This window comes from Collinsella sp. CLA-AA-H302 (genome assembly GCF_040093305.1).
In the GTDB taxonomy this organism is placed as follows: Bacteria; Actinomycetota; Coriobacteriia; order Coriobacteriales; family Coriobacteriaceae; genus Collinsella.
On record NZ_JBBNJW010000002.1, the window covers coordinates 259,648 to 282,076 of the forward strand.

A 22,429-nucleotide genomic window follows, 5' to 3' on the forward strand; every position below is an offset into this window, starting at 1 on the left:
ATAAAACCTGCCAAAATAAACCTGTCGCTTATTGGCAGGTTAGATGGCGAATTCGGCGAAGTTACGGTCGCCGCCTGCGGTATCGGTGTCGCCTGTTGCGGTTGCCGGCGCCAACGCGTCGCCGCCGACGCTTTGCAGCAGCTCGGCCACGTTAGCATCGGGGTTTTGACACAGGATATCGAGCAGTTCGATAAAGTCGCGGATGACCTCGCGGGGCGTCAGATGCGTGTCGGCCCCCACGCGGCCAAACTCAATCTTGAGAAAGTCCACCAAGTCGTTTTCGGTAAGCGTGGGTGTCCAGCCAAAGTAGCCGGCATGGATCTGCATGAGTTTTTCGATGAGCACCAGCAACTCCTCATAGGTGAGTGGCTGCAGGCGGATGATGGGCGCGAGCATGTCCTTAAGGTCCTCGCGCGCAAAGCGACCCTGAGCGAGTCGGCTGCGCAGGGCCTCGTAGGAGAACACGCCGCGGCGGCGGTCTTCGATGGAGGTTGGCGTGCCGCCCATGATCATGCCCAGGTACTGCGCCTTGCCCTGAAGTGTGTCGTTGTACATGGTCAGGATCTTTTCGTAGTTGTATTGGCGCGTGATGGCGTTGGGAATCTTATACAGATTCACGAGTTCGTCGATGAGCACCAGCATGCCCTTGTAGCCGCTGCAGACCAAAAAGCGCGCAATGAGCTTAACGTAGTCGTACCAGTCGTCATCGCTGATGATGGTCGAGGAGCCCAGCTCGGCGCGTGCCTCGCTCTTGGTGCGGTATTCGCCGCGAATCCATTTGGTCACGCGGCTCATGGCCTCTTCGTCGCCCCCGGATGCGGCCATGCGATAGCGGCGGAGCATGCGGGTGAAGTCGAAGCCGTGGACCATCTCCTCGAGCGGGGCCAGTTGGGCATTGACGACCGACTCGTCGACGTCGGCACACGAGGCGACCCAGCGATCCAGAATAAGGTTGAGCGCACCGCCCTCGGGGCGCGTCTTGGTCGATATATTGCGGATGAGCTCGCGGTAGGTGGCAAGGCCCTGTCCCTGACCGCCCTGCAGGCGGCGCTCGGGCGACAGGTCGGCATCAGCGACGACGAATCCCTCGCCCATGGCGTGCGTGCGGATGGTCTGGAGCAAAAAGCTCTTGCCGGCGCCGTAACGACCGACCAGAAAGCGGAAGCTCGCGCCACCGTCGGCGATGAGACTCAGATCGGTGAGCAGGGCGCGGATCTCGACCTCGCGCCCTACGGTGATGTAAGGAAGGCCGATGCGCGGGACCACGCCGCCCTTGAGCGAGTTGAGAATGACGGCAGCGACGCGCTTGGGCACGCGAGGTGCTGCGGATGCGGTATCACTCATGGTCTAGGTATCCTCTCACGTCTGCTTCGTAGTCCTCGATAATCTGCGGCCCTGCCGCGCTAAATTCAATTACGGTGTCGCCCACCAGGTCAAAGAGCGCCTCGTTGATGGTATCGACGAGCATGTCCTCGCTCTGCCCCGACCTCTCAACCGCCGACGCCGCCTGCGCCGTGTTCTGCTCGAGCAGCGCGCGGAGATAGGCGTCTGCGGCGGGCGTGAGTTCGTTCGTGGCGTCAGCGGGCACAGCCGCTGCGAACGCGGGCGTCGGCGCGAGAAGCGGTGCCACGACACCAAACTGTTCGGTGGATATGGTCGGCTCGTCGGCCTCGTCCTGCCCTGCGGCCGCCTCGACCGCCTCGACCGTCGCGTCGGCTACGGGCTCGGCTTCCGGTTGCCCTGAGTCCGCTGCCTCGGCTTCTGCGGACGCGCCGTCCTCGCGTTCCTCGTCGATCAAAAGCGCTTCGCGCGTTTGTGCGGCAGCGCTCCGAATGTGCCCCAGCTGGCTCAAATCGATATCGATCTTGACGGGCTGGTGTGCGGCGTCCCACGAAAGCCATGCCACAATCTCGTCATCGATAATCTTGGCCAGATATTTGGGGACCTTTTCTTCCTTAAGGGGATGGGCAGGGTCCAGGGCTAGGCGCAGGCGTTGGTCGCAGGCGCGCATCATCTCGCCAAGTTTGCTGCTCTTTTGTCTGCTGCCGTGAATCCGCATGCATTCCCAAAAACCGTTTTGGCAACGGTAGATATGGATGGGGTCCAGACGGTATTCGCAGTCCTCGTGGCGCTCGGGCGCAAAGAATACGGCCGAGGCAAACATGGTGTAGGGCATTGCCGTCTCCTCCCCAAATAAACTTGCCACGATGCCGGTCTTTCGGTGCGTGTCGTAGTAGCGCGCCATGCGGACATACACGGCGCACGCCACGTGGCGCAGATCGCGGTGATGGCTGCGGTCGAGCCGCGAGCTACTTAGGTTGTACGTGGAGAGGGCGTTGATGGCGGCCATGAGTCGCTCCTCGCGCACCTCATCGGGCGGAAGGGGGAGCGTGGGCTCGGAGGTTTTGCGACGCTTAGGGGTCTGGCCGGACGGTGCCGGTACAAGGTCTCGTGCCGCGCGCCGCAGTTCGATAAGGGCGTTATCGAACATGACGGTTTTAGAGTCGCGAAGCAGCTTGGGGTCGAGCCCGTGGAACACGGCGTAATCTTGCAGCCACACGCGCGCAAACCGGTCGATGCCGGGCTCGAAGGCGCGATAGACATCCCAAAAAGCCTTGATCTTGTTAAAACCATCGAGTGGATTATCTACGCCAATGCCGCAGATCAGCTCATAGAGATACAGAAAGGCAAAGGACGTAGACGTTTCCTCGACGGTTCCGCGGCGCACTTGGGCACGCCAGGTAAAGTAGCCGCGCAGTTGCCGGTCGCTCATGGCGTTGTAGGTGGGAAAGTACGACTTAAAGGTGCCGTTGTAGGGACAGTCGTCCTCAAAGTCGGCCATCAGCAGGCCCTGGCGGTAAAAAAGCTCGGCTTCCGAAAGCCAGCGGCCCGCACCGCCCTTGGGGTCATCCTGCCAGCGCGATATCTCGCGCATTTTACGGTACTGGTCGGGGAGGAAATTCTGCATCTGTCGGCCGGTTTTGAGAATCGGCTCGTCTGCGTAGGTTTCGTTTGAGAAGCGGGCGGACTGATGGGTCCGGGCCTCGGCCATAATGCGCTCGATGAGCATCTTGATGTCCTGGTCGGCCACCGCTCCTCCTCTCGAACGCAGCTACGGTGACCTCATATCATAGCACAGCATCAAACAGATGTTCGAGATACCGCTGCGTTGATAGATTTAGAACAGGAGGGCGTATATGACGGCGATGACGACGGAGGGAAGCATATTGGCCGTGCGGAAGGTCTGAGGACGGATGAGGTTGACGCCGACGCAGAAGATGAGCATGGAGCCTACGAGCGAAAGGCTGTTGAGGGCTGCTGTGGTCATGATGGGGGAGAGCGCGCCGGCAAACAACGTGATCGTCCCCTGGAACACGGCGACGGGCAGGGCGGAGAAGATGCAGCCGCGGCCAAGCGAGGCCGTCATGGTGCAGACGATGATGCAGTCCAGTGCGCCCTTGAGGGCAAGCGTTGACCAGTCGCCGAGCAGGCCGTCCTGGATCGATCCCACAATGGCCATGGCGCCGATGCACACGGTGAGTGAAGTCGAGACAAAAGCGTTGGTGAACTCGTTATCGCCCTCACTGCCAGTCTTGCGCTTGAGCCATTCGCCAAGGTTCTCGATGGAGGCCTCCAAGTTGATGGCCTCGCCGATGAGCGAACCGAGCGCAAATGAGACGATGAGCATGGTGGTACCGGTGGTCGCTAGCGCCTTTCCATCGATGATGAGCATCTTTTGCATGGTGCCGCCCAGGCCGATAAACAGGACGCACAGCCCCGATGCTTTCATGAGCGTGTCTTGGATGCGCGGTGTAATGAAGCGGCTGCCCGCTAATCCCAAAAGACCGCCCGCAACTAAAAGCGCAACGTTGATGATTGTTCCCAAGCCCGGCATGAGCCCTCCTGTATTGATGCCAACGTGGCAATCGTAGCAGAACGAAATGCGAGGCACATCGCGACTCATCTAATACGTTATATAAGTGGTATTAGGAATGATGCGCAGCATTTAAGCCTCAGGTGGTTGTCGGGACATAGGGGTAGTAGTCAAAGCGCAGTGTCATAAGCCGCTGCGGGGATTCAATAGCCGCGGCGATGATATTGGCATCGCGGGCACGATCAAACCCTTCGAGTTCGATCTGATACGAGACGTCTTGCATAATGTCCAGACGTCGCCAGGCTAGAAGTGTGTCGCCATCGAATTCCAAGGTCTTGCCTCCGTCTGGGGCAACGGCGTATAGACGCAGTTTAGCGGTGGTTGCAGGGTCGACAACCGTGACCTTTTTAATTTCGTTTCGAGTATTCTTGGCGCCCAACAAGGTGAGCAGCGTTGGGGCCACGACCTCGCCCGATGGCAAATAGACGACTTCGATGGATTCGGGAAATGCGATGATGGCCGACTTGCGGACGGGCTGATTGGCGGCGGCAACTTCGATGTTTGCAGCATCGATGACCTCTGTGTGGTCGAGGGCGGCAAGCACGCAGCAGTTACCTTCATCGATCTCCTGAGGATCAGCAAGCCTCAGACTGTCCGCGAGCTCGGGATCGTTTGGACCGGTAGCGGGCTCATTCGGTGCTTCGAAAGAAGCTGGGACGCTGTTTGTCGGCGACGGCGTGTCGCCCGCACCTGCTTCTTTGTCCGTGCTCTCTTCTTGTATGGTTGCGTTGATGGGTTCGTCGTTTGAGGGGAGCGTCTTGGCGTCAAGCGCGGAGGGGACAATCCCGACGGCTCCGGATCCGTTCCACTCCATCTCGAGAAGCGCCGGGCCAACAAGAATGCGTTGCCTGCCTAGCGTGTGGGTATCGATCGCAATAGGGCCTGCCTCCGTCCCGCGCGTAAGGCTGAGCGATCCGGCCGGCTTCTCGAAATGAATGTCTGTGTCTTCGGTACTGGCGGCGTAGAACAGCAGGGATGCTTCTCCCGCCGCGATGGCATCGGTGCCCGCCTTGGTCAGCCGCAGCGATGCCGTGAATGAGAGGGTGGGCTGCACATCGTCTGCATTCGCGGCGGCGCAGCCCAGACATATACCGCCTCCTTTCTCGAAAAACGCACCGTCGAAGGCGACCTTCGCTCCGTTCGCCGAGTCATCGACCGAAGCGATGTCGATGCGCAGCTCTAAATTGCACGGATCGCCATCTGCATCGAGCACAATCGAGCGCCACGTGCAGACGGCGCACCCCGCCTGGGAGCCGTTTGCCTTGTTCGAACGATTGATATCCACGACTATCGAGCCGTCCGTATTACGACGAAGGCATCCCGAGGTTGAGATTGCGGCCTGTGCGAACGAAAAACGCTTGCACGCAATGGCGCTCGACGGATTTGGTGCGGAGCTTAGGGCTGCTGGTAAGGAGTCTGCCATGACGGGAGTCGCCCAAGCGGCGACAGGCGTTCCGGTTGCGAGCGCGCCGCAGAGTGCGACGACGGGCAAAAGGTTCTTCGATGCCATGGGGTCTCCTTAGCTAATTTAGTGTGGCCTGTCCGTGTTTCGTTTCTGGCTGCGTTTGATGTGCAGACCGAGGCCGGCGGTTCCCGCGCCTGCTGCCGTGGCGCCTGCTGCCAAGAGCCATCGTCTGTCGCCTGTCTGAGCCAACGGTTCCTCGCGGCAGCCGCGGTCGAGCTCCGAGAGGTCGACCGTCACCTGCGTGGCGGCCTGCGCCTGTTCTTGCTGGGCAAAGGCCATGGCTGGCCCAAACGCTAGGATACTGACGGCGGCGGCCAGGGCGACGGCCTTATGCCGTGTGCGCACCGGGCTCGACCGTCCAGGTGATCGTTGCGACCTGATCGCCTTCGCCGGTTACGCGGAAGATGTCGCGCGTGACGCGGGCGACGTTTCCGCTTGTCTTGAGCTTAATTATGTCCGTGCCGCCGGCAATGCCCTGGTAGCCCATGTCGAAGGCTGCATTCTTGGAAAGATCGAGGCCCGTCTCCTGCATTGCGGCGCTGGCGTTCTGGAGTGCGCCGCTGGGGCCGACCTTAAAGTCGATGGAATTCTGCGCGGTTCCGGCCTTGGCGTCGGCGGCAATGGTCCAGGTGTTCATGGCGTCGATCTTCATGTTGGTGACATGGATGCCGTAGGCCGAATGATTGTCGATGGTGGTCGCGTCTTCTGAGGGGCCCTGAAGCGTGCCGTCGGCCTTGGCGACGAAGGGAATAACCGTCGGAACTTTGAACTCTACGTTGTCGATCTCGGTCCTGACCATTACTTTTGTGGTTCCAACGCGCCCGGCTGCCAGAGCTGGCGTCGGGGCGGCGCCCATTGCGAGCGCGAGCGCGAGCCCTGCGCCCACGACGAGCGCTCTGGCTCCGTTCATGTTCCTGGTGATGTCCATGGTCGTTCCTTTCTATTCGCCGCGGGCCGTCCCCGCGATGATTGGACGAATGCTGGTGAATTGCGTGCGGTGCCGCGTCGGTCGAAAAAGCTAGTTCTCGGCTTGCTCAACCCGTACCTTGACACGTGTCGGATTGCCGTGGCTGTCGAGGGTCTTGGCATCGAGTGCCTGGATCTCGATGTATGCCTCGCCTTCTTTGATGTCGCCGGCGGGGCACGTCTCGATTGTCTTGCCGGTCTCGACCACACCGGATTCGTACATGGTCTCGTCGTTTTGGATGACGCGGAATCGCTGGGGAAATTTATTGTCTTGGACGTTTTGCACGTTGACGCGCAGCTTGCCGTCCTCCTGTAGCTGAGCGACCGGCGCGACCGAAATCGTCATCATGTTGTCGCGGACGATGGCATCGAGCTCATCTTGGATTTCTTGTCGCGATTTACCCTCTGCCGTCGTGACTGAGGCGCCCGCTTCGGGCACGGGCTGCGACTGCCAGGCGTATAGCCCTACGGCGATGAGGGCGCAGACGATAGCCAGACAGACAACGACGAGTTTCTTGCGACGCCCCAGTCCTGCGAGGCGGGGCGGCTTCTTCGCACTCATGCGGCGTCCTTGGTGGTGTAGACACGTGCGAACGTGGACGGGTCCGCTCCAAAGAGCATGTGAAGCATCAGGCGGCGCGAGTAGATGAGCTCGTCAAAGTCGTGAGGGAGCTCGATGTCGTGGATACGCGCGATGTGGTGGGCGAGCGCCGAGAACGACTCGGGGTCGCAGATAACATCGGTGGTGACGTGGTAGACCGCCGTATCGGGGAACGCCTCTTCGTCGAAAGGCAGGAGATAGGGATCGTCGTCGACCTCGATGGCGACGCCGTACTGGGGCCAGTAATATGCCATGGGAACCTCCCTGCTTCTGGGGCCAAAACTTCTATCGGTTTTGGCTGTCGACGCCGACCGTATCAGCCGCTACTTGACCAATTTCTGACCAAATGCTTGACGGATTGACATCTCCGCAGGTAAAAGGTGGAAAAAATTACTTCAACTTTTTTCGAGCGACAATCGAGCGGTCGGCGACGGCGGGGCGATATGTGTCAAAAGCATCGTCTGCCGAGGAAGCCTTGCCGTTCGCCGAATTGCACAAACGTAAAAATCGCCAATTATGGAGACGGTCTCGAACACGTCGACGAAACGATGCGGTAACATCTCCCTGCAAACACTGTAGTTAGCTAAAGGGGGAGTTCGCGTGTCTGCAACCATTAAACCCTTCACCGATGAGTTCGAAGAGTATGGCCGCGATGAATCTCGTGCATCGGGCGAAGCATCGAGCATCTCGTTTCCGACAACGGAAGACGAGGTCCGTGCCATTTTGGAAACGCTCCATGCCGAGCGTGTCCCGGTAACGGTTCAGGGCGCCCGAACCGGCCTTGCCGCCGGTGCCGTGCCCCACGGTGGGCATATCCTCAATACTTCCCGTATGAATCGCTACTTGGGCCTTCGCCGCGATGAACAAGGCCAATTTCTGCTGCGCGTGGAGCCGGGCGTTGTGCTCTCGGAGCTGCGTAAGCAGCTGAGCAAGAAGGTACTGCCGACCGCTGGTTGGGACCAGGCATCGCTTGAGGCCTACGAGGAGTTCCAAGAGTCCCCCGAGCAGTTCTTTCCCACCGATCCCACCGAGGCATCTGCCTGTCTGGGTGGCATGGCGGCATGCAACGCCTCCGGCGCCCGCAGCTACGCTTACGGCCCCATGCGCCCGCATATCACGGGACTCCACGTCGCGCTGGCTGATGGCGATTTGCTTGAGCTTCAGCGCGGCGAGGCTTTTGCCCAGGGCCGCCACCTGTCGCTCGTGACGGCAGAGGGCCGTACGCTCGAGCTCGATCTTCCCGGCTATACCATGCCCGAGACAAAAAATGCCTCAGGCTATTTCGTTGCGGACGATATGGACGCCATCGACCTCTTTATCGGTGCGTGCGGCACGCTCGGCGTCATTACCGAGCTCGAGATCGCCCTGCAGGCGGCACCTTCGGTCGTATGGGGTGTGAGTTGCTTTTTCGATAGCGAAGACAAGGCCGTGTCCTTTACCGATTCCGTGCGTCCCGTGCTGTCCCATGCCGCCGCTATTGAGTATTTCGATGCTGGCGCCCTGGATATCCTGCGTCGCCAGCGCGAGCAGTCGACAGCGTTTGCCTCGCTGCCGGCGCTCGACAAAGAGGCCAAGGTATGTGTCTACGTGGAGCTCGATTGCGATGACGAGGCGCAGGCGACCGAGGAGCTGTACCACCTGGGATGGGTGCTGGAGCTTGCGGGCGGCCGCGACGATGCGACATGGGTCGCCCGCACCGAAGTCGATCGCGAGTGCCAGCGGTTCTTCCGCCACGCGGTGCCCGAGAGCGTCAACATGCTCATTGACGAGCGTCGCCGCACCGACCCCACCATTACCAAGCTGGGATCGGATATGTCGGTGCCCAATGCACGCCTTGCCGATGTCGTGGCCCTCTATCGCCGCACGCTGGCCGAAAGCGGGCTTGAGTCTGCTGCCTGGGGACACATCGGGAACAACCATCTGCATGTGAACATCCTGCCGCGCGATACGCAAGACTACCGTCGTGGTGGAGAGCTCTTTGCCCAGTGGGCTTCCGAGGTCACGGCCATGGGCGGTGCCGTTTCTGCCGAACACGGCGTCGGCAAGATCAAGGCGGGCTTCTTGGAGACGATGTACGGCCACGAAGCCATGGTCGAGTCGGCGCGTCTCAAACTCCAGCTTGATCCTGCCGGCCAGCTGGGTCGCGGCAACCTGTTTTCGGAGAAGCTCTTGGATGAACTCGTCCAGAAAGGGGGCGCGTGAAGATGAGTGATTTCCATATGGTGGTGTGCGTCAAGGCGGTGCCCGGAAGCACCGAGGTCAAGATGGACCCCAAGACCAATACTATCGTGCGTGATGGCAAGCAGGCGGTCATTAATCCCTTCGATGCAAGTGCTCTCGAATGTGCGCTAGCGCTGAAGGACGACTTTATCGGCTTTGGCATGGACGTGCGTGTGACGGTGGTGTCGATGGGCATCCCCGCGACCGAATCGCTGCTGCGCGACTGCATCGCCCGCGGTGCCGACGACGCGCTGCTGCTGACCGACCGAGCCTTTGCGGGCGCCGATACCCTAGCCACCACCTATGCCCTCAAATGCGGCATCGAGGCACTCGATGAGGACTTTGACCTGCTCATCTGCGGCAAGATGGCAGTGGACGGCGATACGGCCCAGATCGGCCCCGAGCTGGCCGGCGCCTTTGGGGTCCCCTGCGTGACCGACGTGAGCTGTGTGCAGAGCGCGGGATTTACGACGTGTGGCGCGCTGGCGCTCGTCCACGGCTGCGATGCCGGCGAGGAGACGGTGTACCTGGAGATGCCGTGTGCGATGACGACCGCCAAGGAGATTGGCCAGCTGCGCATGCCGAGTATTGCCGGTATTCGCGCGGCCGAGGATGCAGACGTGCGTGTGGCCAGCGCTGCCGACGTAAACGCCGATCCCTCGCGTTGCGGCCTTGCCGGATCACCGACGCAGGTCGTGCGCTCGTTTGTGCCCGACCGTGACCAAACGTGCGAGGCCGTTGAGGGAACGGCGTCCGAGCAGGCGGTAAAACTTGCCAAGATTATTGAGGGGATGGCATAGATGAGCGGGCTGATTATCGATAGCGAAGCCTGTATCGGCTGCGGTCGCTGCGTTCGCGCCTGCGCCTCGGGCGGCATTGTGGTGGAGGGTGAGCGCCCCAATCGCTGTGCCCGCGTAACCGACGGCTGTATCCTGTGCGGTGGGTGCGTCGACGCCTGCCCCGTCAACGCCATCTCGATTGAGCGCGACGAGGCCGCCGGCGCGGCAGACCTTGACGCATATCGAGACATCTGGATCTTCGTGCAGACTGACGAGCACGATGCCGTTGCATCCGTGGCCTTCGAGCTCATGGGCAAGGGGCGCGAGCTTGCCGATGCCCGCGGCTGCCGTCTGGTGGCACTGGTCGGCATGAGCCCCGAGGGCTCACTCGGGGACCTGGAGCATCTGATTTGCGCCGGTGCGGACGAAGTTCTGGTCTGTCGTGACGAGCGCCTGCGTCAGAACGACGCGGAGGTCTACGCTCGCTTGATCTGCGATTTGGTAGCCGAGCGCAAGCCCGAGGCCATTCTGTACGGCGCGACCGCCTTTGGTCGCGAGCTGGCGCCCGGTGTGGCCGTGCGCTTGCAGACGGGTCTTACGGCCGATTGCACGGTGCTTTCTATGGATACGGAGACGGGTCTGCTGCAGCAGACGCGCCCGGCGTTTGGCGGCAACCTGATGGCCACCATTATCTGCCCCAACCACCGTCCTCAGATGGCAACGGTGCGCCCCGGCATCTTTAAGGCGCCCGAGTTTGACTATAGCCGCTCCGGCACGATTACCCAGGTAGTGCTTGCGGATGACGTTAAGGCCCGCGTCGAGATCTCGATTCCCGCCGAGGAGTGGGGACAGCAGGCCTCAATTGCCGATGCCGAGCGTCTGGTCGTGGTGGGCCGCGGCATCGGCTCCAAGAAGAATCTGCCCCTGATGCGAAAGCTCGCCGATGCCCTGGGTGCCGAGCTTGGTTGCACGCGTCCCATTGTGGAGGCAGGCTGGTTGGAGTATCGCCACCAAATTGGCCAGACGGGTGTATCGGTCTCGCCCAAGCTTCTCGTGAGTATCGGTGTTTCGGGCGCCATCCAGCATCTTGCCGGCATCGGTGGGGCGGAGTGCATTATCGCCATCAACGAGGACCCGGATGCCCCCATCTTTGGTGCTGCCCAGTACAAGGTTGTCGGTGATGCCGTCGAGGTCGTCGAGGAGCTGCTGGCCCAGTTTGAGCGCTAGGCACGCGCCAGCCAGTCGCGCATCTCGTCCTTTAGGCGGCTCCAGGTTGCCTGCGTGGCGGGGTCGGTAAAGGGCCGCGTAATGCCAAAGGGCGCGTCGAGCAGGCGGTAGATATCGCCTTGCTCGCGCGCCAGCGCGCGGCTTGCCGGATAGACGAGCTCAAACATAAAGCAGATAAGCCCCACCAAGAAGTCGGCGGGCTCATCGCGCTCATCGCGCGCGACGCAGCGGTGCTCGTCAAAGGCGGTAAGCGCCGGTGTCGAGAAGTGGCTGGCGAGAAACGTGTCCTCATCCACCTTGAGGACGGTGTCGACGGTGCTGTCGGCGATGGTGCGCATAATGTCGATCTTGTCGCCATCGCGCACGATGTCGCAGAAGCTCCGCGTGCGCTCGTCGAGCTGTGCGGGTAGACGGAAATCGCTGTGATAGGCGATGCTCGCTCGGATGAGCTCATCTTCTGCCGGGTCATCGATAAAGTCGCGGATGCTCGTTACGGCGGGTGCATCGGCGGGATTCTCGCCAAAGAGGACCTCGATGCCCAGCGCTGCATGGCTCATGCTCTCGGCGTCCTTAAAGGTGTCCCAGCGCCGCAACTGCTCAAAGCGGCCCATATCGTGTAGCAGGCCGCAAAGCCATGCCAGGTCAATATCTTCTGACGACCAGCCCTGCTCGCGCGCTACGGCATCGCATGCCTCGGCCACGTGGTACGTATGCTCGATTTTGAGCGCGATGCGTGGGTTAGTGGCGTCGTAGGCATCGGTGTAGCTTTTGAAGGCCGCGCGCGCCCGGTCTCGATCGATAGCTGTCATAATGACTTCCTAAAAAGTTGTGTCTTTCGATCCGGTGGCAATTGTAGGTGAACTTTATTGCCACCGGTTGATATTTCTGCTGCGTTGCAAGGCGCGCTGCAGACGACTTACCAGAATGGGAGTGGCATGGTCCTTAGGATCTTTAAAATCGTCTGGCCAGTGATGCTTACCTATGTTGCAATAGGCGCGCCGTGCGGAATGATCATGGGGCAGACGGGAATGGAGCCCTGGATGGTCTTTGCTCTGAGCAGCACGTTTGTGACGGGCAGCGGCCAGTTTATGATCTGCAATCTTTGGCTGGCGGGCGTACCGGCACCTTCGATTATCGCGAGCGTCGCCGCCATCTCCTCGCGCTTCGCTCTTTACTCGGCATCGATCGCACCCCATCTGGCGGGCGCCTCGAAGCGTCAGACGCTGGCTGTTGCCGCGACGCTCACCGAGGAGGCATACGGCATCTCGCTTGCCAAGCTGGTTGAGGGGGAGGATTGGGGCCCGCGCGAATCCTTCGTGCTCAACGTGATCCTCATCGCGACATGGGGCGCTTCGTGCACGATGGGTGCCATCGTCGGTGCCGTTGTCGATGTTCCCACCGCTATTGCGAGTTTCGTCTGCACGTCGCTCTTTATCTGTCTACTCTTTTCGCAGCGGCTGTCGCGCGGCAACGTTGTCGCGGCGGTTTCGGGCGCGGTGTCCGTCGCCGTATGCAAGTTCTTGGGCCTCACGAATATTGCCGTGCCGGCAAGCGTCGTGGTCGGCATTACCATTGCGCTGGCGTGCGATGCTGTATTTGACGGAAGAGGTGCCCGCGATGCCCGTTAACGAGTTCTTGGTTCTGTGGCTGTCGTCGTGGGCTGCTATCGCGTTCTTTCGCATCGCGCCAGCGTTCGCCTTGCGCGGGCGGACCCTGTCGCCCCGTATTACCGAGGCCCTGGGCTATATCCCGCCCGCTGCCTTTGCCGCGCTGGTCGCCAACGACTTGGTGAGTCCCGGCGCGTTCGACGCGGGGCTCTGGCCTGCCTTGGTTCCCTGGATTGCGGCCGCCGGCGTCGTGGTCGTGGCGGTCAAGACAAAATCGATGCTGTGGTGCTGCGTCTCGGGCATCGTACTCTATATCGTCTTGAGCCTTATATAGGGGTGGCGTCGCGGGCGCCGAATCTCGTTCCATCCCAACTTGTCGAGTTTTTCACCGAGCTGGTCTATTTCTTCTGGTACCATGGTCAAACTTTACTGTAGCAAAGCGTGACGTGGGCTTTTGTACCCCGTCAGCGGAAATGGGGGTTTCATGGCACAGGAAGCGACCGCCAACGAGCAAAAGAAATTCAAGGTCCCGCGCATCCCGGGCGACATCATGATCTATCCGATGATCGTCGGTCTTTTGCTCAACACCTTCTGCCCGCGGGTTTTTGAGATCGGCGGCTTCTTTACGGCTGCCTGCCGCGGCGGCTCCAATACCATCGTCGCCGCGATCCTGCTGTTTGTGGGCGCCGGCATCAGCTTTAAGTCCACGCCGGGTGCCATCAAGACCGGTATCGTCGTGCTGATCCCCAAGCTGGTCGTCGCAGCGGCTCTCGGCCTGGGCGTGGCATATTGCTTTAACGACAACTTCCTGGGTCTGAGCTCCGTGTCTATCATCGGCGGCATCACGTTTTGCAACATGGCGCTCTATACGGGCATCATGGGCGAGTTCGGCGATGAGTCCGAGCAGGGCGCCGTCGGTATCCTGTTCTTTACGGCTGGCCCCGCCGTCACGATGATCATCCTCGGTGTTTCCGGCCTCGCCAACATTCCCATTGGCACCATTATCGGCTCCATCTTGCCACTCGTTATTGGCATGGTTCTGGGCAACCTGTTCCCGTTTATCAAGAACCTGCTGGTTCCCGGTGCCAATCCCGCGATTGCCGTCATCGGATTTCAGCTCGGTGCGTCCATGAGCCTGTCGAGCTTTATCACCGGCGGTATTTCCGGCATCTTGCTGGGCCTTGTCACGCTGTTTGTCGTCGGTCCCATCACCTTTGCGTTCGAGCGTCTGTGCGGCGGCAATGGCAAGGCCGCTGTGGCTTGCTCCACCATTGCCGGCACGGCTATGACCACACCGGTTGCCCTCGCCGAGGTCGCACCGCGCTACGCCGAGCTTGCGCCCACCGCGTACGCTCAGATCGCCACCGCCGTTATCATCACGGCGATCATGGCTCCGATTCTGACTGGCTGGGTCGACAAGAAGTTCTGCCAAGGCAAGGAGGATCTGTCGCCTGTCGGTGTCGAGGCCATCGAGGAGGCCGTCGCGACTGACATCGATGGCGAGTAGCAATCGATACCCATCAATGATGCCGGCGTGTGCAATTCGCGCCGTATGGGCGCCCGAACAGAAACTGTTTTGCAGTGATGTTCGGGCGCTCTGCTATTATCCCCTTTACCCCTGCGGAGTAAAGGGGTGTTTATTGCCCTGATTCGAATTGGGCGATTCTGACCACTTGGGTATTGAAGGGATGGCGCTAGTGGTTAAGGCACTCAAGATTGAGATATTCGTGCTATGCATGATTGTTCTTATCGGGCTTGCCGTGCGAAGTCGTCGCTCCTTGTTCTCGAGCACCCAGCAGCTATTGTTTAGCATGCTTGGCTACACCTCTGCCGCGTACATATTATTCGATATGATCTGGACGCTTTCGGACGGTGTGGACGGCACGTTGGGCATTGCTGCCAACTGGATTTCCAACGCGGTTTCGTTTTCGCTCTTTGCTATCGCGTGTCTCATTTGGTTTATCTATTCCGAGACGGTGCAGGGTTCTCGCCTTTTGACCTCGCGCTATAGGGTGGTGCTTGTAGCGTTGCCTACGGCTCTGGTGGTCGTGCTGGCGTTTACCAGTTACTGGACGCACGCCCTGTTCTATATCGATTCGCAGGGCGTGTATCGTCGCGGCTTTGCCTATATGATCCAGCCCATCGTCAGCTACTGTTACGTTATACATACGTCCCTGCATGCATTTGTGCAATCTCGCAGGGTCGAGAGCCTGCAGACGAAGGCCATCTATCGAACCTTGGCATTTTTCGCCATTCCGGCCCTGGTGGGCGGTACCTTTCAGGTCGTATACTCGGTGCCCGGCCTTTGTGTCGGCATAATGATTAGCATGTTGCTGCTCTACATCATCTACCAGGAGCAGCTCATCTCGACCGACCCGTTGACTGGACTTAACAATCGCAACCGTTTTGAGACCTATATGCTGTCGCTCTTCTCAAATGTGGATCAGGCCGAAGATGTATATCTGCTTATGATGGACGCCGACGGCTTTAAGCAGATTAACGATCGCTATGGGCATGTGGAGGGCGACCACGCTCTTCAGGTCATATCCGCTGCGCTCAAAGAAGTCTGCTCGGCGTCTGGCGGCTTTATCGCACGTTATGGTGGCGATGAGTTCGTGGTGCTCCAAAAGGCAGTGGCGGAACAGGATATCATGCATCTGTGCGCGACAATCAACGATGAGCTCGCGCGCGCCGAGGTTCCGTATCTGTTGCGGATGTCCATCGGCTACGCACGGGTTGGTGATGGCGTCGATACCTGGCAAGACTTGCTTCGCGCTGCCGATGCGGAGCTCTACCGTGTCAAGGCCGAGAAAAAGAAAGCTGGCATCCAGATACGCTAGATAAAGGGGTGCAAGCTTGCGTGCATGGCGGCCCTCGGCTCTCCGATGTACTCCATTAAGCTAAAGTGTGCGAACATCCTCCCTAAAAAGGTGAGCTCGCTAGGCCTTTTTGGGCCTGTTGACGATGATGATGCCGCCGCAGACCAACAGCAGGGCAACAAGTACGGTAACAGGGCTCGTGCCAGCGCCCTCGCCGAGCAGCAGAGCGCTCAACAGTACGCCAAAGACTGGATTCATAAAGCCAAAGACCGACACACGGCTGACGGGGTTGACGGCAAGCAGACGCGACCATAGCGAGTACGCGACGGCGGAAATGAGTGCCATATAGATAATGAGTGCGATGGCGGGGATGATCGCGGTGGGGGAGAGCGCGCCACCCATCAAAAACCCGATGGCGGTAAGGACCAAACCTCCGACTAAAAACTGCCAGCCGGCGAGCAAGACGCCGTCATGCTTGCGCGAGAAGATGCCGATCAGGCAGGTCGAAAGAGCACCCGCGACAGTGGAGGCTAGGATAAAGCCCTCGCCATCGAGCCTGAAGCCAAAGGTGCCATCTGCGCCCGAGAGGTTGACGAGCGCGACGCCGGCAAAGCCCAGCGCACAGCCAAGCACCTTGGCCGTATTGAGCTTCTCGGTGTGAAATGCCAGGGCGGCAAAGAGGATTGCGAGGAAGTTGGCGCTGGCCTCGATGATGGAACTCGACATGGCGCTGGCGCGCGAGAGTCCCAGGTAGAAAAAGAAATACTGTCCGATAGTCTGGAAGAGCGACAGGATGCAGATGGGCTTAATGTCGCGTACCTGTGGGACGAGCGGGCGGCGCTGGGCTGCACTCATACCGGCGATAACCAGGATACCGGCAAGCGTGAAGCGCAAACCTGCAAAGAGCAGCTGCGAGGCGCTATCGTGTGCCGGGATACCAAAGAGTGCATAGCCGATTTTGATGCAGGGGAAAGCCGACCCCCAGAGCGCGCAACAAACAAGACAGCCCAGGATGAGTCCAGGCAGGGTGGCGAGATGCGGCTTGCAGCTTTCCATGATGTCCTTCCTGTATGCGCGAAGCAAAAAAAGAACCCGCCACCGGGTGTGCCAGTGGCGGGCGTTGTTACCCGAGGGGATTGTACCCGATGGGAAAGCTTTAAGCGAAGTAGGCTACGCCGCTCTCAAAGATCGGCATGAACTTATCGCCGGGGACATGCTCGGGCACGTTGCGGTACAGGTTGTCGCCGCGGCGCTCGGCATGGCCCATCTTGCCCAGGACGCGGCCGTCGGGGCTCGTGATGCCCTCGATGGCGAGTACGGAGCCGTTGGGGTTGACGGAAAGATCCATGCTGGGCTTGCCGTCCTCGCCCACGTACTGCGTGGCGACCTGGCCGTTGGCGATCAGCTGGGCGAGTACCTCGTCGTTGGCGACAAAGCGGCCCTCGCCGTGGCTGATGGCGACGGTGTAGGGGTCGTCCAGGCTGCACTGCGACAGCCACGGGGACAGATTGGACGAGATGCGAGTGCGCACCAGACGGCTCTGGTGGCGGCCGATGGTGTTAAAGGTCAGCGTGGGCGCATCGGGCGTGGCGTCGACGATGTCGCCATAGGGCACCAGGCCGAGCTTGATCAGGGCCTGGAAGCCGTTGCAGATGCCCAGCATCAGGCCATCGCGGGCCTTGAGCAAGTCGCGGACTGCCTCGGTGACCTCGGGAGCGCGGAAGAACGCCGTGATGAACTTGGCAGAGCCGTCGGGCTCGTCGCCGCCCGAGAAGCCGCCGGGGATCATAACGATCTGGCTTGCACGGATGCGGCGCGCAAGCTCGTGGGTGCTCTCGGCGACGGCCTCGGGCGTGAGGTTGTTGATCACGAAGGTGTCGGCCTCGGCACCGGCGGCACGGAAGGCGCGGGCGCTGTCGTACTCGCAGTTGTTGCCGGGGAACACGGGGATGATCACGCGCGGGCGGGCGATCTTGGCGCCGCCGTACACGTGGATATCCTTGGCGCGGAAGTCGATGGTCTCGACCTCGGGGGTCTCGCCGGCGCTGCGGTAGGTGAAGACGCCCTCGATGCCGCTCTCCCAGGCCTCCTGGAGCTCGGCGAGCTCGATGACCTCGGAGCCGGTGTCGATGACATAGCCCTCGACGGTGGTGCCCAGGGGCTCGACGACAACGCCGTCGGCGACTTCGGGCAGCTCGGCGTCCTCGGCGAGCTCGACGATAAAGCTGCCGTAGAGCGGGGTGAAGAGGCTCTCCACGTCCACGTCCTCGGCAAGCTCGATACCGATCTGGTTACCGACGCACATCTTAAAGAGGCTCTCGGCGCCGCAGCCGTAGCCGGGCGTGGAGACGGCCAGGGCGTCGCCGGTAGCGGTGAGCGCCTCGACGGCGTCAAACGCGGCGAGCAGCTGCTGGGCATCGGGGCGGTAGTCCTCGCCATAGGTGGCGGGGGCGATACGGACGACGCGGTGTGTGAGGCCCTTGAACTCGGGGGAGACAGCGCGGGCCGCCTTGCCCACGGCGACAGCGAAGCTGATCAGGGTCGGCGGAACGTTGAGCTCGCCGGCCTCGTCCTCAAACGAGCCGCTCATGGAGTCCTTGCCGCCGATGGCGCCGGCACCCAGGTCGACTTGGGCCATGAGGGCGCCCAGGACGGCTGCCGTGGGCTTGCCCCAGCGCTCGGCCTCGGTGCGCAGACGCTCGAAGTACTCCTGGAAGGAGAGATAGGCGCGCTTGTGCTCAAAGCCGGCAGCCACGAGCTTGGCGATGGACTCGACCACGGACAGGTAGGCGCCCGCAAACTGGTCGGCCTCCATCAGATAAGGGTTGAAGCCCCATGCCATGGCACTCGCCGTGGTGGTCTCGCCGTCCACGGGGAACTTGGCGACCATGGCCGAGCTGGGGGTGAGCTGCGTCTTGCCGCCAAAGGGCATGAGCACGGTCGCGGCGCCGATGGTGGAGTCGAAGCGCTCGGAAAGGCCCTTGTTAGAAGCGACGTTGAGGTCGGTGACGAGCGAGGTCATGCGCTCGGCAAGCGTGGTGCCGGCCCAGCTGGGCTGCCACACGCTACGGGCGCACACGTGGGCGACCTGGTGCTTGGGTGCGCCGTTAGAGTTGAGGAACTCGCGGGACAGGTCGACGATGGCGACGCCGTTCCAGGCCATGCGCATGCGCGGCTCGGCGGTAACCTCGGCGATAACGGTCGCCTCGAGGTTCTCCTCGGCGGCGTAGCCCATGAACTCCTCGACGTCACCGTCGGCGACGGCGCAGGCCATGCGTTCCTGGGATTCAGAGATGGCGAGCTCGGTGCCGTCAAGACCGTCGTACTTCTTGGTCACGGTATCAAGGTCGACATACAGGCCGTCGGCAAGCTCGCCTACGGCGACCGAGACACCGCCGGCGCCAAAGTCGTTGCAGCGCTTGATCAGACGGCAGGCATCGCCGCGGCGGAACAGGCGCTGCAGCTTGCGCTCGACCGGGGCGTTGCCCTTCTGGACCTCGGCGCCCGATGTCTCGATGGACTCGGTGTTCTGGGTCTTGGAGGAGCCGGTGGCACCGCCGATGCCGTCACGGCCGGTGCGGCCGCCCAACAGGATGATCTTGTCGGTGGGGGCGGGGCACTCGCGACGCACGTGGTTTGCCGGGGTAGCGCCCACGACGGCGCCGACCTCCATGCGCTTGGCGACGTAGCCGGGGTGATAGAGTTCGTTGACCTGACCGGTGGCAAGGCCGATCTGGTTGCCGTAGCTGGAGTAGCCGGCGGCAGCAGTGGTCACGAGCTTACGCTGCGGCAGCTTGCCCTCGAGCGTCTCGGACACGGGGACGGTGGGGTCGCCGGCGCCGGTGACACGCATGGCCTGGTACACGTAGCTGCGGCCCGAAAGCGGGTCGCGGATGGCACCGCCCACGCAGGTGGCGGCACCGCCGAAGGGCTCGATCTCGGTCGGGTGGTTGTGGGTCTCGTTCTTAAAGAGGAACAGCCAGTCCTGGTCCTCGCCGTCGACATCGACCTTCACCTTGACGGTGCAGGCGTTGATCTCCTCGGACTCGTCGACATCGGTCATGACGCCGGTCTTCTTGAGGTACTTGGCGCCGATGGTGCCCATGTCCATGAGGCAGACGGGCTTGGTGTCGCGACCGAGTTCGTGGCGCATCTCCATGTAGCGGTCGAAGGCCTGCTGCACCACGGCGTCGTCGATCGTCACGTCGTCCAGGACGGTGCCGAAGGTGGTGTGGCGGCAGTGATCGGACCAGTAGGTGTCGATCACGCGGATCTCGGTGATGGTGGGGTCGCGATCCTCATCGCGGAAGTACTGCTGGCAGAAGGCGATGTCCGCCTCGTCCATGGCAAGGCCGCGCTCGGAAATAAAGGCGGCAAGGCCGGCTTCGTCGAGCTCGCGGAAACCGTCGAGCACCTCGACGGGCTGGGGCTCGGGGGTCTCCATGTACAGCGTCTCGGGCAGGTCGAGCGAGGCGATGCGCGCCTCGACGGGGTTCACCACGTAGTGCTTGATGGCATCGATGGCGGCCTCGTCCAGAGCGCCCGAGATCATATAGACCTTGGCGGAGCGCACGGCGGGGCGCTCGCCCTGGCTGATGAGCTGCACGCACTCGCTGGCGGAGTCGGCGCGCTGGTCAAACTGGCCAGGCAGGAATTCGACGGCAAAGACGGCGCCATCGCTTGCGGGGAGCTCGTCGTAGGTCACATCGACCTGGGGCTCGCTAAAGACGGTCGGCACGCAGGACCGGAAAAGCTCCTTGTCGATGCCCTCGACGTCGTAGCGGTTGATAATCCTCAGGGCCTCGATGCCCTTGATGCCGAGAATTTCGGTCAGCTCGCCCTTGAGCTGCTGAGCCTCGACGTCGAACCCGGGTTTCTTCTCCACGTAGATACGAGAGACCATTGGTTCCTGCCTTCCTGATCGGTTGGGCGTACGGTACGGTATGCGGCAGCGGTCGGTTTGCGGGGTCTGCCCTGCGGTCGCCTTGAGCCACATGTTTGTAAACCTCACTATGATACGACAGCTCGCGGCGCGTTGAGGACGGCGAGGGTGCTACAGTGAAGCGCAAACAAGAGAAAGGCATCACATGGCATTCGTTTCGCTCGCCATCATCGCACTCGTGGCCTTTGCGAGTCCTTTTATCGCCTCGGCGATTCCCGGAAAACCCGTTCCCGAGACGGTCTTTTTGCTCGTGCTCGGCGCGGTACTGGGACCCCATATGCTCGGCGTCATCCATGTAGATGCCGAGGTCTCGCTGGTGTCCGAGCTGGGCCTGGCCTTTTTGTTCCTGCTTGCCGGCTTTGAGATCGACCCCAAGAGCATCACGGGCGTCGAGGGGCGCTACGGCTTGGCGACGTGGGTCGTCACGTTTGGTATCGCCTGGCTTGCCGTGCGCTTTACCCCGTGGTTCTCAGTCAGTCATTTCGACGGTATCGCCGTGACGCTTGCCCTCACTTCGACGGCGCTCGGTACGCTTGTGCCCATCATGCGTGAGCGCTCGCTCACCGGCACGCGCGTGGGCGACTCGATTCTCGCGTATGGCACTTGGGGCGAGCTCGGTCCCGTGCTCGCCATGTCGGTGCTGTTGTCTGCCCGCACTGGCATCCAAACGCTCGTTATCCTTGGCTTGTTTGCGGTGGTTTGCGTGTTGCTGGCCGTGGTCCCGAGCCGCTCCAAGCGCGTCGGCAGCCGCTTCTTTGCATTTGTTGAGGAGCGCGCCGATACCACGTCGCAGACCTTCGTGCGCCTGACGGTGCTCATCCTGGTCACGCTCGTGGCATTCTCGGCTGTCTTTGATCTCGACATCGTGTTGGGTTCTTTTGCCGCTGGCTTTGTCCTGCGCTATATCATCCCCGAGGGCAACCATACGCTCGAGACCAAGCTCGACGGTCTGGCCTACGGTTTTTTGATTCCGGTGTTCTTTACCGTGTCGGGCGCAAAGATCGACCTGACGGCCGTGGCGTCGCGCCCGGGCTTGCTCGCGGGCTTTATCGTGGCGTTGTTGATTATTCGTGCCGTGCCCATTCTTATTTCCATGAGCATTTGTCCTGCGACGCGCGATGTGTCGGCGTATGGTCGCATTACCGTGGCCCTGTACTGCACCACGGCGCTGCCGATCATCGTTGCCGTTACGAGCGTTGCCGTCAACGCGGGCGCGCTGTCGCAAGATATTGCGTCGGTCATGGTTGCCGCCGGTGCCATCACGGTGTTCTTGATGCCATTGCTCGCGCAGCTCTTCTACCGCGTGGTGGATGCCGCACCGGTCGCCGCCGTGGCAGAGGTTGCCGAGCATCCATCCGATGCGCTCGACATCTTGCGCGCCCACCACGACCTAGCGAGCTTGCTCGCGCGCGAGCACGAGCTGCTGACCTCGCATGGCCATGGTCGCGTATTCGAGGGCCTGCCTACGCTCGATACGATTGCCGAGCGTCTTTCCGCCGAGGCAGCGAGCGGCCACATCGATGCCCGCATCGTGGACGCGGCGCACCTGCTTGCCGATAAGACCTATGGAGACGAGGTCGACCCGTCCGAGCTGACTCCGCGTGAGCGCCGCCGCCTGGAGCGCGCCAAGCTCGCTGTGCGCGAATACCGCCGCCGCATGCTGGAGCTCTATGCGCGCGAAGAAGCCGAAGACGACGACGGTAAGTAGTCGATACTTTCTCGGGGAAGCCGCGTCCCGCTTTGAAGGCTCGGAACGGGATGTGGTTTCCGAAACGGGGGCCGTTGGGAAGCTGTGTCCCGGAATGGGCGCTCAGAGTGGGATGCAGTTTCCGCAAGGAGGTCCTGGGGGAAACCGTGCCCCGTTCTGAT

19 protein-coding genes are annotated in these 22,429 nt (G+C 61.3%); 8 read left to right on the forward strand and 11 right to left on the reverse strand.

Features of this window, described 5'->3' with window-relative positions; translation table 11 throughout:
• Nucleotides 1–39 precede the first annotated feature (39 nt).
• From AAAV21_RS02410 to AAAV21_RS02445, 8 genes are all read right to left on the reverse strand, one after another.
• Nucleotides 40–1,344, reverse strand: coding sequence for an ATP-binding protein (locus tag AAAV21_RS02410; protein WP_349107210.1), 1,305 nt, complete (start codon nt 1,342–1,344; stop codon nt 40–42).
• Nucleotides 1,337–3,091, reverse strand: coding sequence for a TerB N-terminal domain-containing protein (locus tag AAAV21_RS02415; RefSeq protein WP_349107212.1), 1,755 nt, complete (start codon nt 3,089–3,091; stop codon nt 1,337–1,339). The genes AAAV21_RS02410 and AAAV21_RS02415 overlap by 8 nt, the downstream gene beginning before the upstream one ends.
• Before the next feature lie 87 nt (nt 3,092–3,178).
• Nucleotides 3,179–3,895 (reverse strand): DUF554 domain-containing protein, encoded by a 717-nt coding sequence (locus AAAV21_RS02420; RefSeq protein WP_349107214.1) that lies wholly within the window; start codon nt 3,893–3,895, stop codon nt 3,179–3,181.
• Between the two features lie 118 nt (nt 3,896–4,013).
• On the reverse strand, nt 4,014–5,444 hold the full coding sequence (locus AAAV21_RS02425) for a hypothetical protein (protein WP_349107215.1): 1,431 nt from the start codon (nt 5,442–5,444) through the stop codon (nt 4,014–4,016).
• Nucleotides 5,445–5,462: 18 nt separating this feature from the next.
• Complete coding sequence (locus AAAV21_RS02430; RefSeq protein WP_161194601.1) at nt 5,463–5,744, reverse strand: hypothetical protein; 282 nt, start codon at nt 5,742–5,744, stop codon at nt 5,463–5,465.
• A complete protein-coding gene (locus AAAV21_RS02435) occupies nt 5,728–6,327 on the reverse strand; it encodes a hypothetical protein (protein ID WP_349107217.1) in 600 nt (199 codons plus the stop codon). Before AAAV21_RS02435 ends, AAAV21_RS02430 begins: the two co-directional genes overlap by 17 nt.
• A 90-nt stretch (nt 6,328–6,417) precedes the next feature.
• A complete protein-coding gene (locus tag AAAV21_RS02440; protein ID WP_099431401.1) occupies nt 6,418–6,927 on the reverse strand; it encodes a hypothetical protein in 510 nt (169 codons plus the stop codon).
• Entirely contained in the window at nt 6,924–7,220 is a 297-nt protein-coding gene (locus tag AAAV21_RS02445; RefSeq protein WP_089573322.1) for a hypothetical protein, read from the reverse strand. Before AAAV21_RS02445 ends, AAAV21_RS02440 begins: the two co-directional genes overlap by 4 nt.
• A 346-nt stretch (nt 7,221–7,566) precedes the next feature.
• On the opposite strand from AAAV21_RS02445, the gene AAAV21_RS02450 reads away from it, so the two are divergent.
• From AAAV21_RS02450 to AAAV21_RS02460, 3 genes are read left to right on the forward strand one after another with little or no spacing between them, the layout of a single operon-like run.
• Entirely contained in the window at nt 7,567–9,168 is a 1,602-nt protein-coding gene (locus AAAV21_RS02450) for an FAD-binding oxidoreductase (RefSeq protein ID WP_349107220.1), read from the forward strand.
• A 2-nt stretch (nt 9,169–9,170) separates the two neighbouring features.
• On the forward strand, nt 9,171–9,986 hold the full coding sequence (locus AAAV21_RS02455) for an electron transfer flavoprotein subunit beta/FixA family protein (RefSeq protein ID WP_349107222.1): 816 nt from the start codon (nt 9,171–9,173) through the stop codon (nt 9,984–9,986).
• Complete coding sequence (locus AAAV21_RS02460; RefSeq protein ID WP_117563499.1) at nt 9,987–11,192, forward strand: electron transfer flavoprotein subunit alpha; 1,206 nt, start codon at nt 9,987–9,989, stop codon at nt 11,190–11,192.
• On the opposite strand, the gene AAAV21_RS02465 is transcribed toward AAAV21_RS02460, so the two are convergent.
• Complete coding sequence (locus AAAV21_RS02465; RefSeq protein WP_349107224.1) at nt 11,189–12,001, reverse strand: HD domain-containing protein; 813 nt, start codon at nt 11,999–12,001, stop codon at nt 11,189–11,191. The two genes, AAAV21_RS02460 and AAAV21_RS02465, sit on opposite strands and share 4 nt — an antisense overlap.
• A 162-nt stretch (nt 12,002–12,163) precedes the next feature.
• Between AAAV21_RS02465 and AAAV21_RS02470 the strand changes: the two genes are divergently transcribed.
• The 4 genes from AAAV21_RS02470 (at nt 12,164) to AAAV21_RS02485 (ending at nt 15,639) form a co-directional block, all read left to right on the forward strand.
• Nucleotides 12,164–12,820, forward strand: coding sequence for an AzlC family ABC transporter permease (locus AAAV21_RS02470; RefSeq protein WP_349107258.1), 657 nt, complete (start codon nt 12,164–12,166; stop codon nt 12,818–12,820).
• Nucleotides 12,810–13,133 carry an AzlD domain-containing protein gene (locus AAAV21_RS02475; protein WP_035137063.1) on the forward strand — a complete coding sequence of 108 codons (324 nt, stop codon included), beginning with the start codon at nt 12,810–12,812 and terminating at the stop codon, nt 13,131–13,133. Before AAAV21_RS02470 ends, AAAV21_RS02475 begins: the two co-directional genes overlap by 11 nt.
• A 150-nt stretch (nt 13,134–13,283) precedes the next feature.
• Complete coding sequence (locus AAAV21_RS02480; RefSeq protein WP_349107225.1) at nt 13,284–14,306, forward strand: 2-keto-3-deoxygluconate permease; 1,023 nt, start codon at nt 13,284–13,286, stop codon at nt 14,304–14,306.
• Nucleotides 14,307–14,496: 190 nt separating this feature from the next.
• Nucleotides 14,497–15,639 (forward strand): diguanylate cyclase, encoded by a 1,143-nt coding sequence (locus tag AAAV21_RS02485; protein ID WP_349107227.1) that lies wholly within the window; start codon nt 14,497–14,499, stop codon nt 15,637–15,639.
• 99 nt (nt 15,640–15,738) lie between these two features.
• Here the strand turns inward: AAAV21_RS02485 and AAAV21_RS02490 are convergent, their stop codons facing one another.
• Together AAAV21_RS02490 and AAAV21_RS02495 are read right to left on the reverse strand one after the other, a co-directional pair.
• Entirely contained in the window at nt 15,739–16,674 is a 936-nt protein-coding gene (locus tag AAAV21_RS02490) for a DMT family transporter (RefSeq protein WP_349107229.1), read from the reverse strand.
• Nucleotides 16,675–16,774: 100 nt separating this feature from the next.
• Nucleotides 16,775–20,521, reverse strand: a complete 3,747-nt coding sequence (locus tag AAAV21_RS02495; RefSeq protein ID WP_349107231.1) for a phosphoribosylformylglycinamidine synthase — start codon at nt 20,519–20,521, stop codon at nt 16,775–16,777.
• Nucleotides 20,522–20,705: 184 nt separating this feature from the next.
• Between AAAV21_RS02495 and AAAV21_RS02500 the strand changes: the two genes are divergently transcribed.
• Nucleotides 20,706–22,268 (forward strand): cation:proton antiporter, encoded by a 1,563-nt coding sequence (locus AAAV21_RS02500; RefSeq protein WP_117778880.1) that lies wholly within the window; start codon nt 20,706–20,708, stop codon nt 22,266–22,268.
• The last annotated feature ends 161 nt before the right edge of the window (nt 22,269–22,429 follow it).

Excerpts from the sequence above, each read along its gene's own strand:
- AAAV21_RS02420 (WP_349107214.1), bottom strand. The coding sequence starts at position 3,895 with ATGCCGGGCTTGGGAACAATCATCAACGTTGCGCTTTTAGTTGCGGGC.
- AAAV21_RS02435 (WP_349107217.1), bottom strand. The coding sequence starts at position 6,327 with ATGGACATCACCAGGAACATGAACGGAGCCAGAGCGCTCGTCGTGGGC.
- AAAV21_RS02500 (WP_117778880.1), top strand. The coding sequence starts at position 20,706 with ATGGCATTCGTTTCGCTCGCCATCATCGCACTCGTGGCCTTTGCGAGT.
- AAAV21_RS02445 (WP_089573322.1), bottom strand. The coding sequence starts at position 7,220 with ATGGCATATTACTGGCCCCAGTACGGCGTCGCCATCGAGGTCGACGAC.
- AAAV21_RS02425 (WP_349107215.1), bottom strand. The coding sequence starts at position 5,444 with ATGGCATCGAAGAACCTTTTGCCCGTCGTCGCACTCTGCGGCGCGCTC.
- AAAV21_RS02455 (WP_349107222.1), top strand. The coding sequence starts at position 9,171 with ATGAGTGATTTCCATATGGTGGTGTGCGTCAAGGCGGTGCCCGGAAGC.
- AAAV21_RS02495 (WP_349107231.1), bottom strand. The coding sequence starts at position 20,521 with ATGGTCTCTCGTATCTACGTGGAGAAGAAACCCGGGTTCGACGTCGAG.
- AAAV21_RS02465 (WP_349107224.1), bottom strand. The coding sequence starts at position 12,001 with ATGACAGCTATCGATCGAGACCGGGCGCGCGCGGCCTTCAAAAGCTAC.
- AAAV21_RS02460 (WP_117563499.1), top strand. The coding sequence starts at position 9,987 with ATGAGCGGGCTGATTATCGATAGCGAAGCCTGTATCGGCTGCGGTCGC.
- AAAV21_RS02475 (WP_035137063.1), top strand. The coding sequence starts at position 12,810 with ATGCCCGTTAACGAGTTCTTGGTTCTGTGGCTGTCGTCGTGGGCTGCT.
- AAAV21_RS02480 (WP_349107225.1), top strand. The coding sequence starts at position 13,284 with ATGGCACAGGAAGCGACCGCCAACGAGCAAAAGAAATTCAAGGTCCCG.
- AAAV21_RS02410 (WP_349107210.1), bottom strand. The coding sequence starts at position 1,344 with ATGAGTGATACCGCATCCGCAGCACCTCGCGTGCCCAAGCGCGTCGCT.
- AAAV21_RS02440 (WP_099431401.1), bottom strand. The coding sequence starts at position 6,927 with ATGAGTGCGAAGAAGCCGCCCCGCCTCGCAGGACTGGGGCGTCGCAAG.
- AAAV21_RS02470 (WP_349107258.1), top strand. The coding sequence starts at position 12,164 with ATGCTTACCTATGTTGCAATAGGCGCGCCGTGCGGAATGATCATGGGG.
- AAAV21_RS02490 (WP_349107229.1), bottom strand. The coding sequence starts at position 16,674 with ATGGAAAGCTGCAAGCCGCATCTCGCCACCCTGCCTGGACTCATCCTG.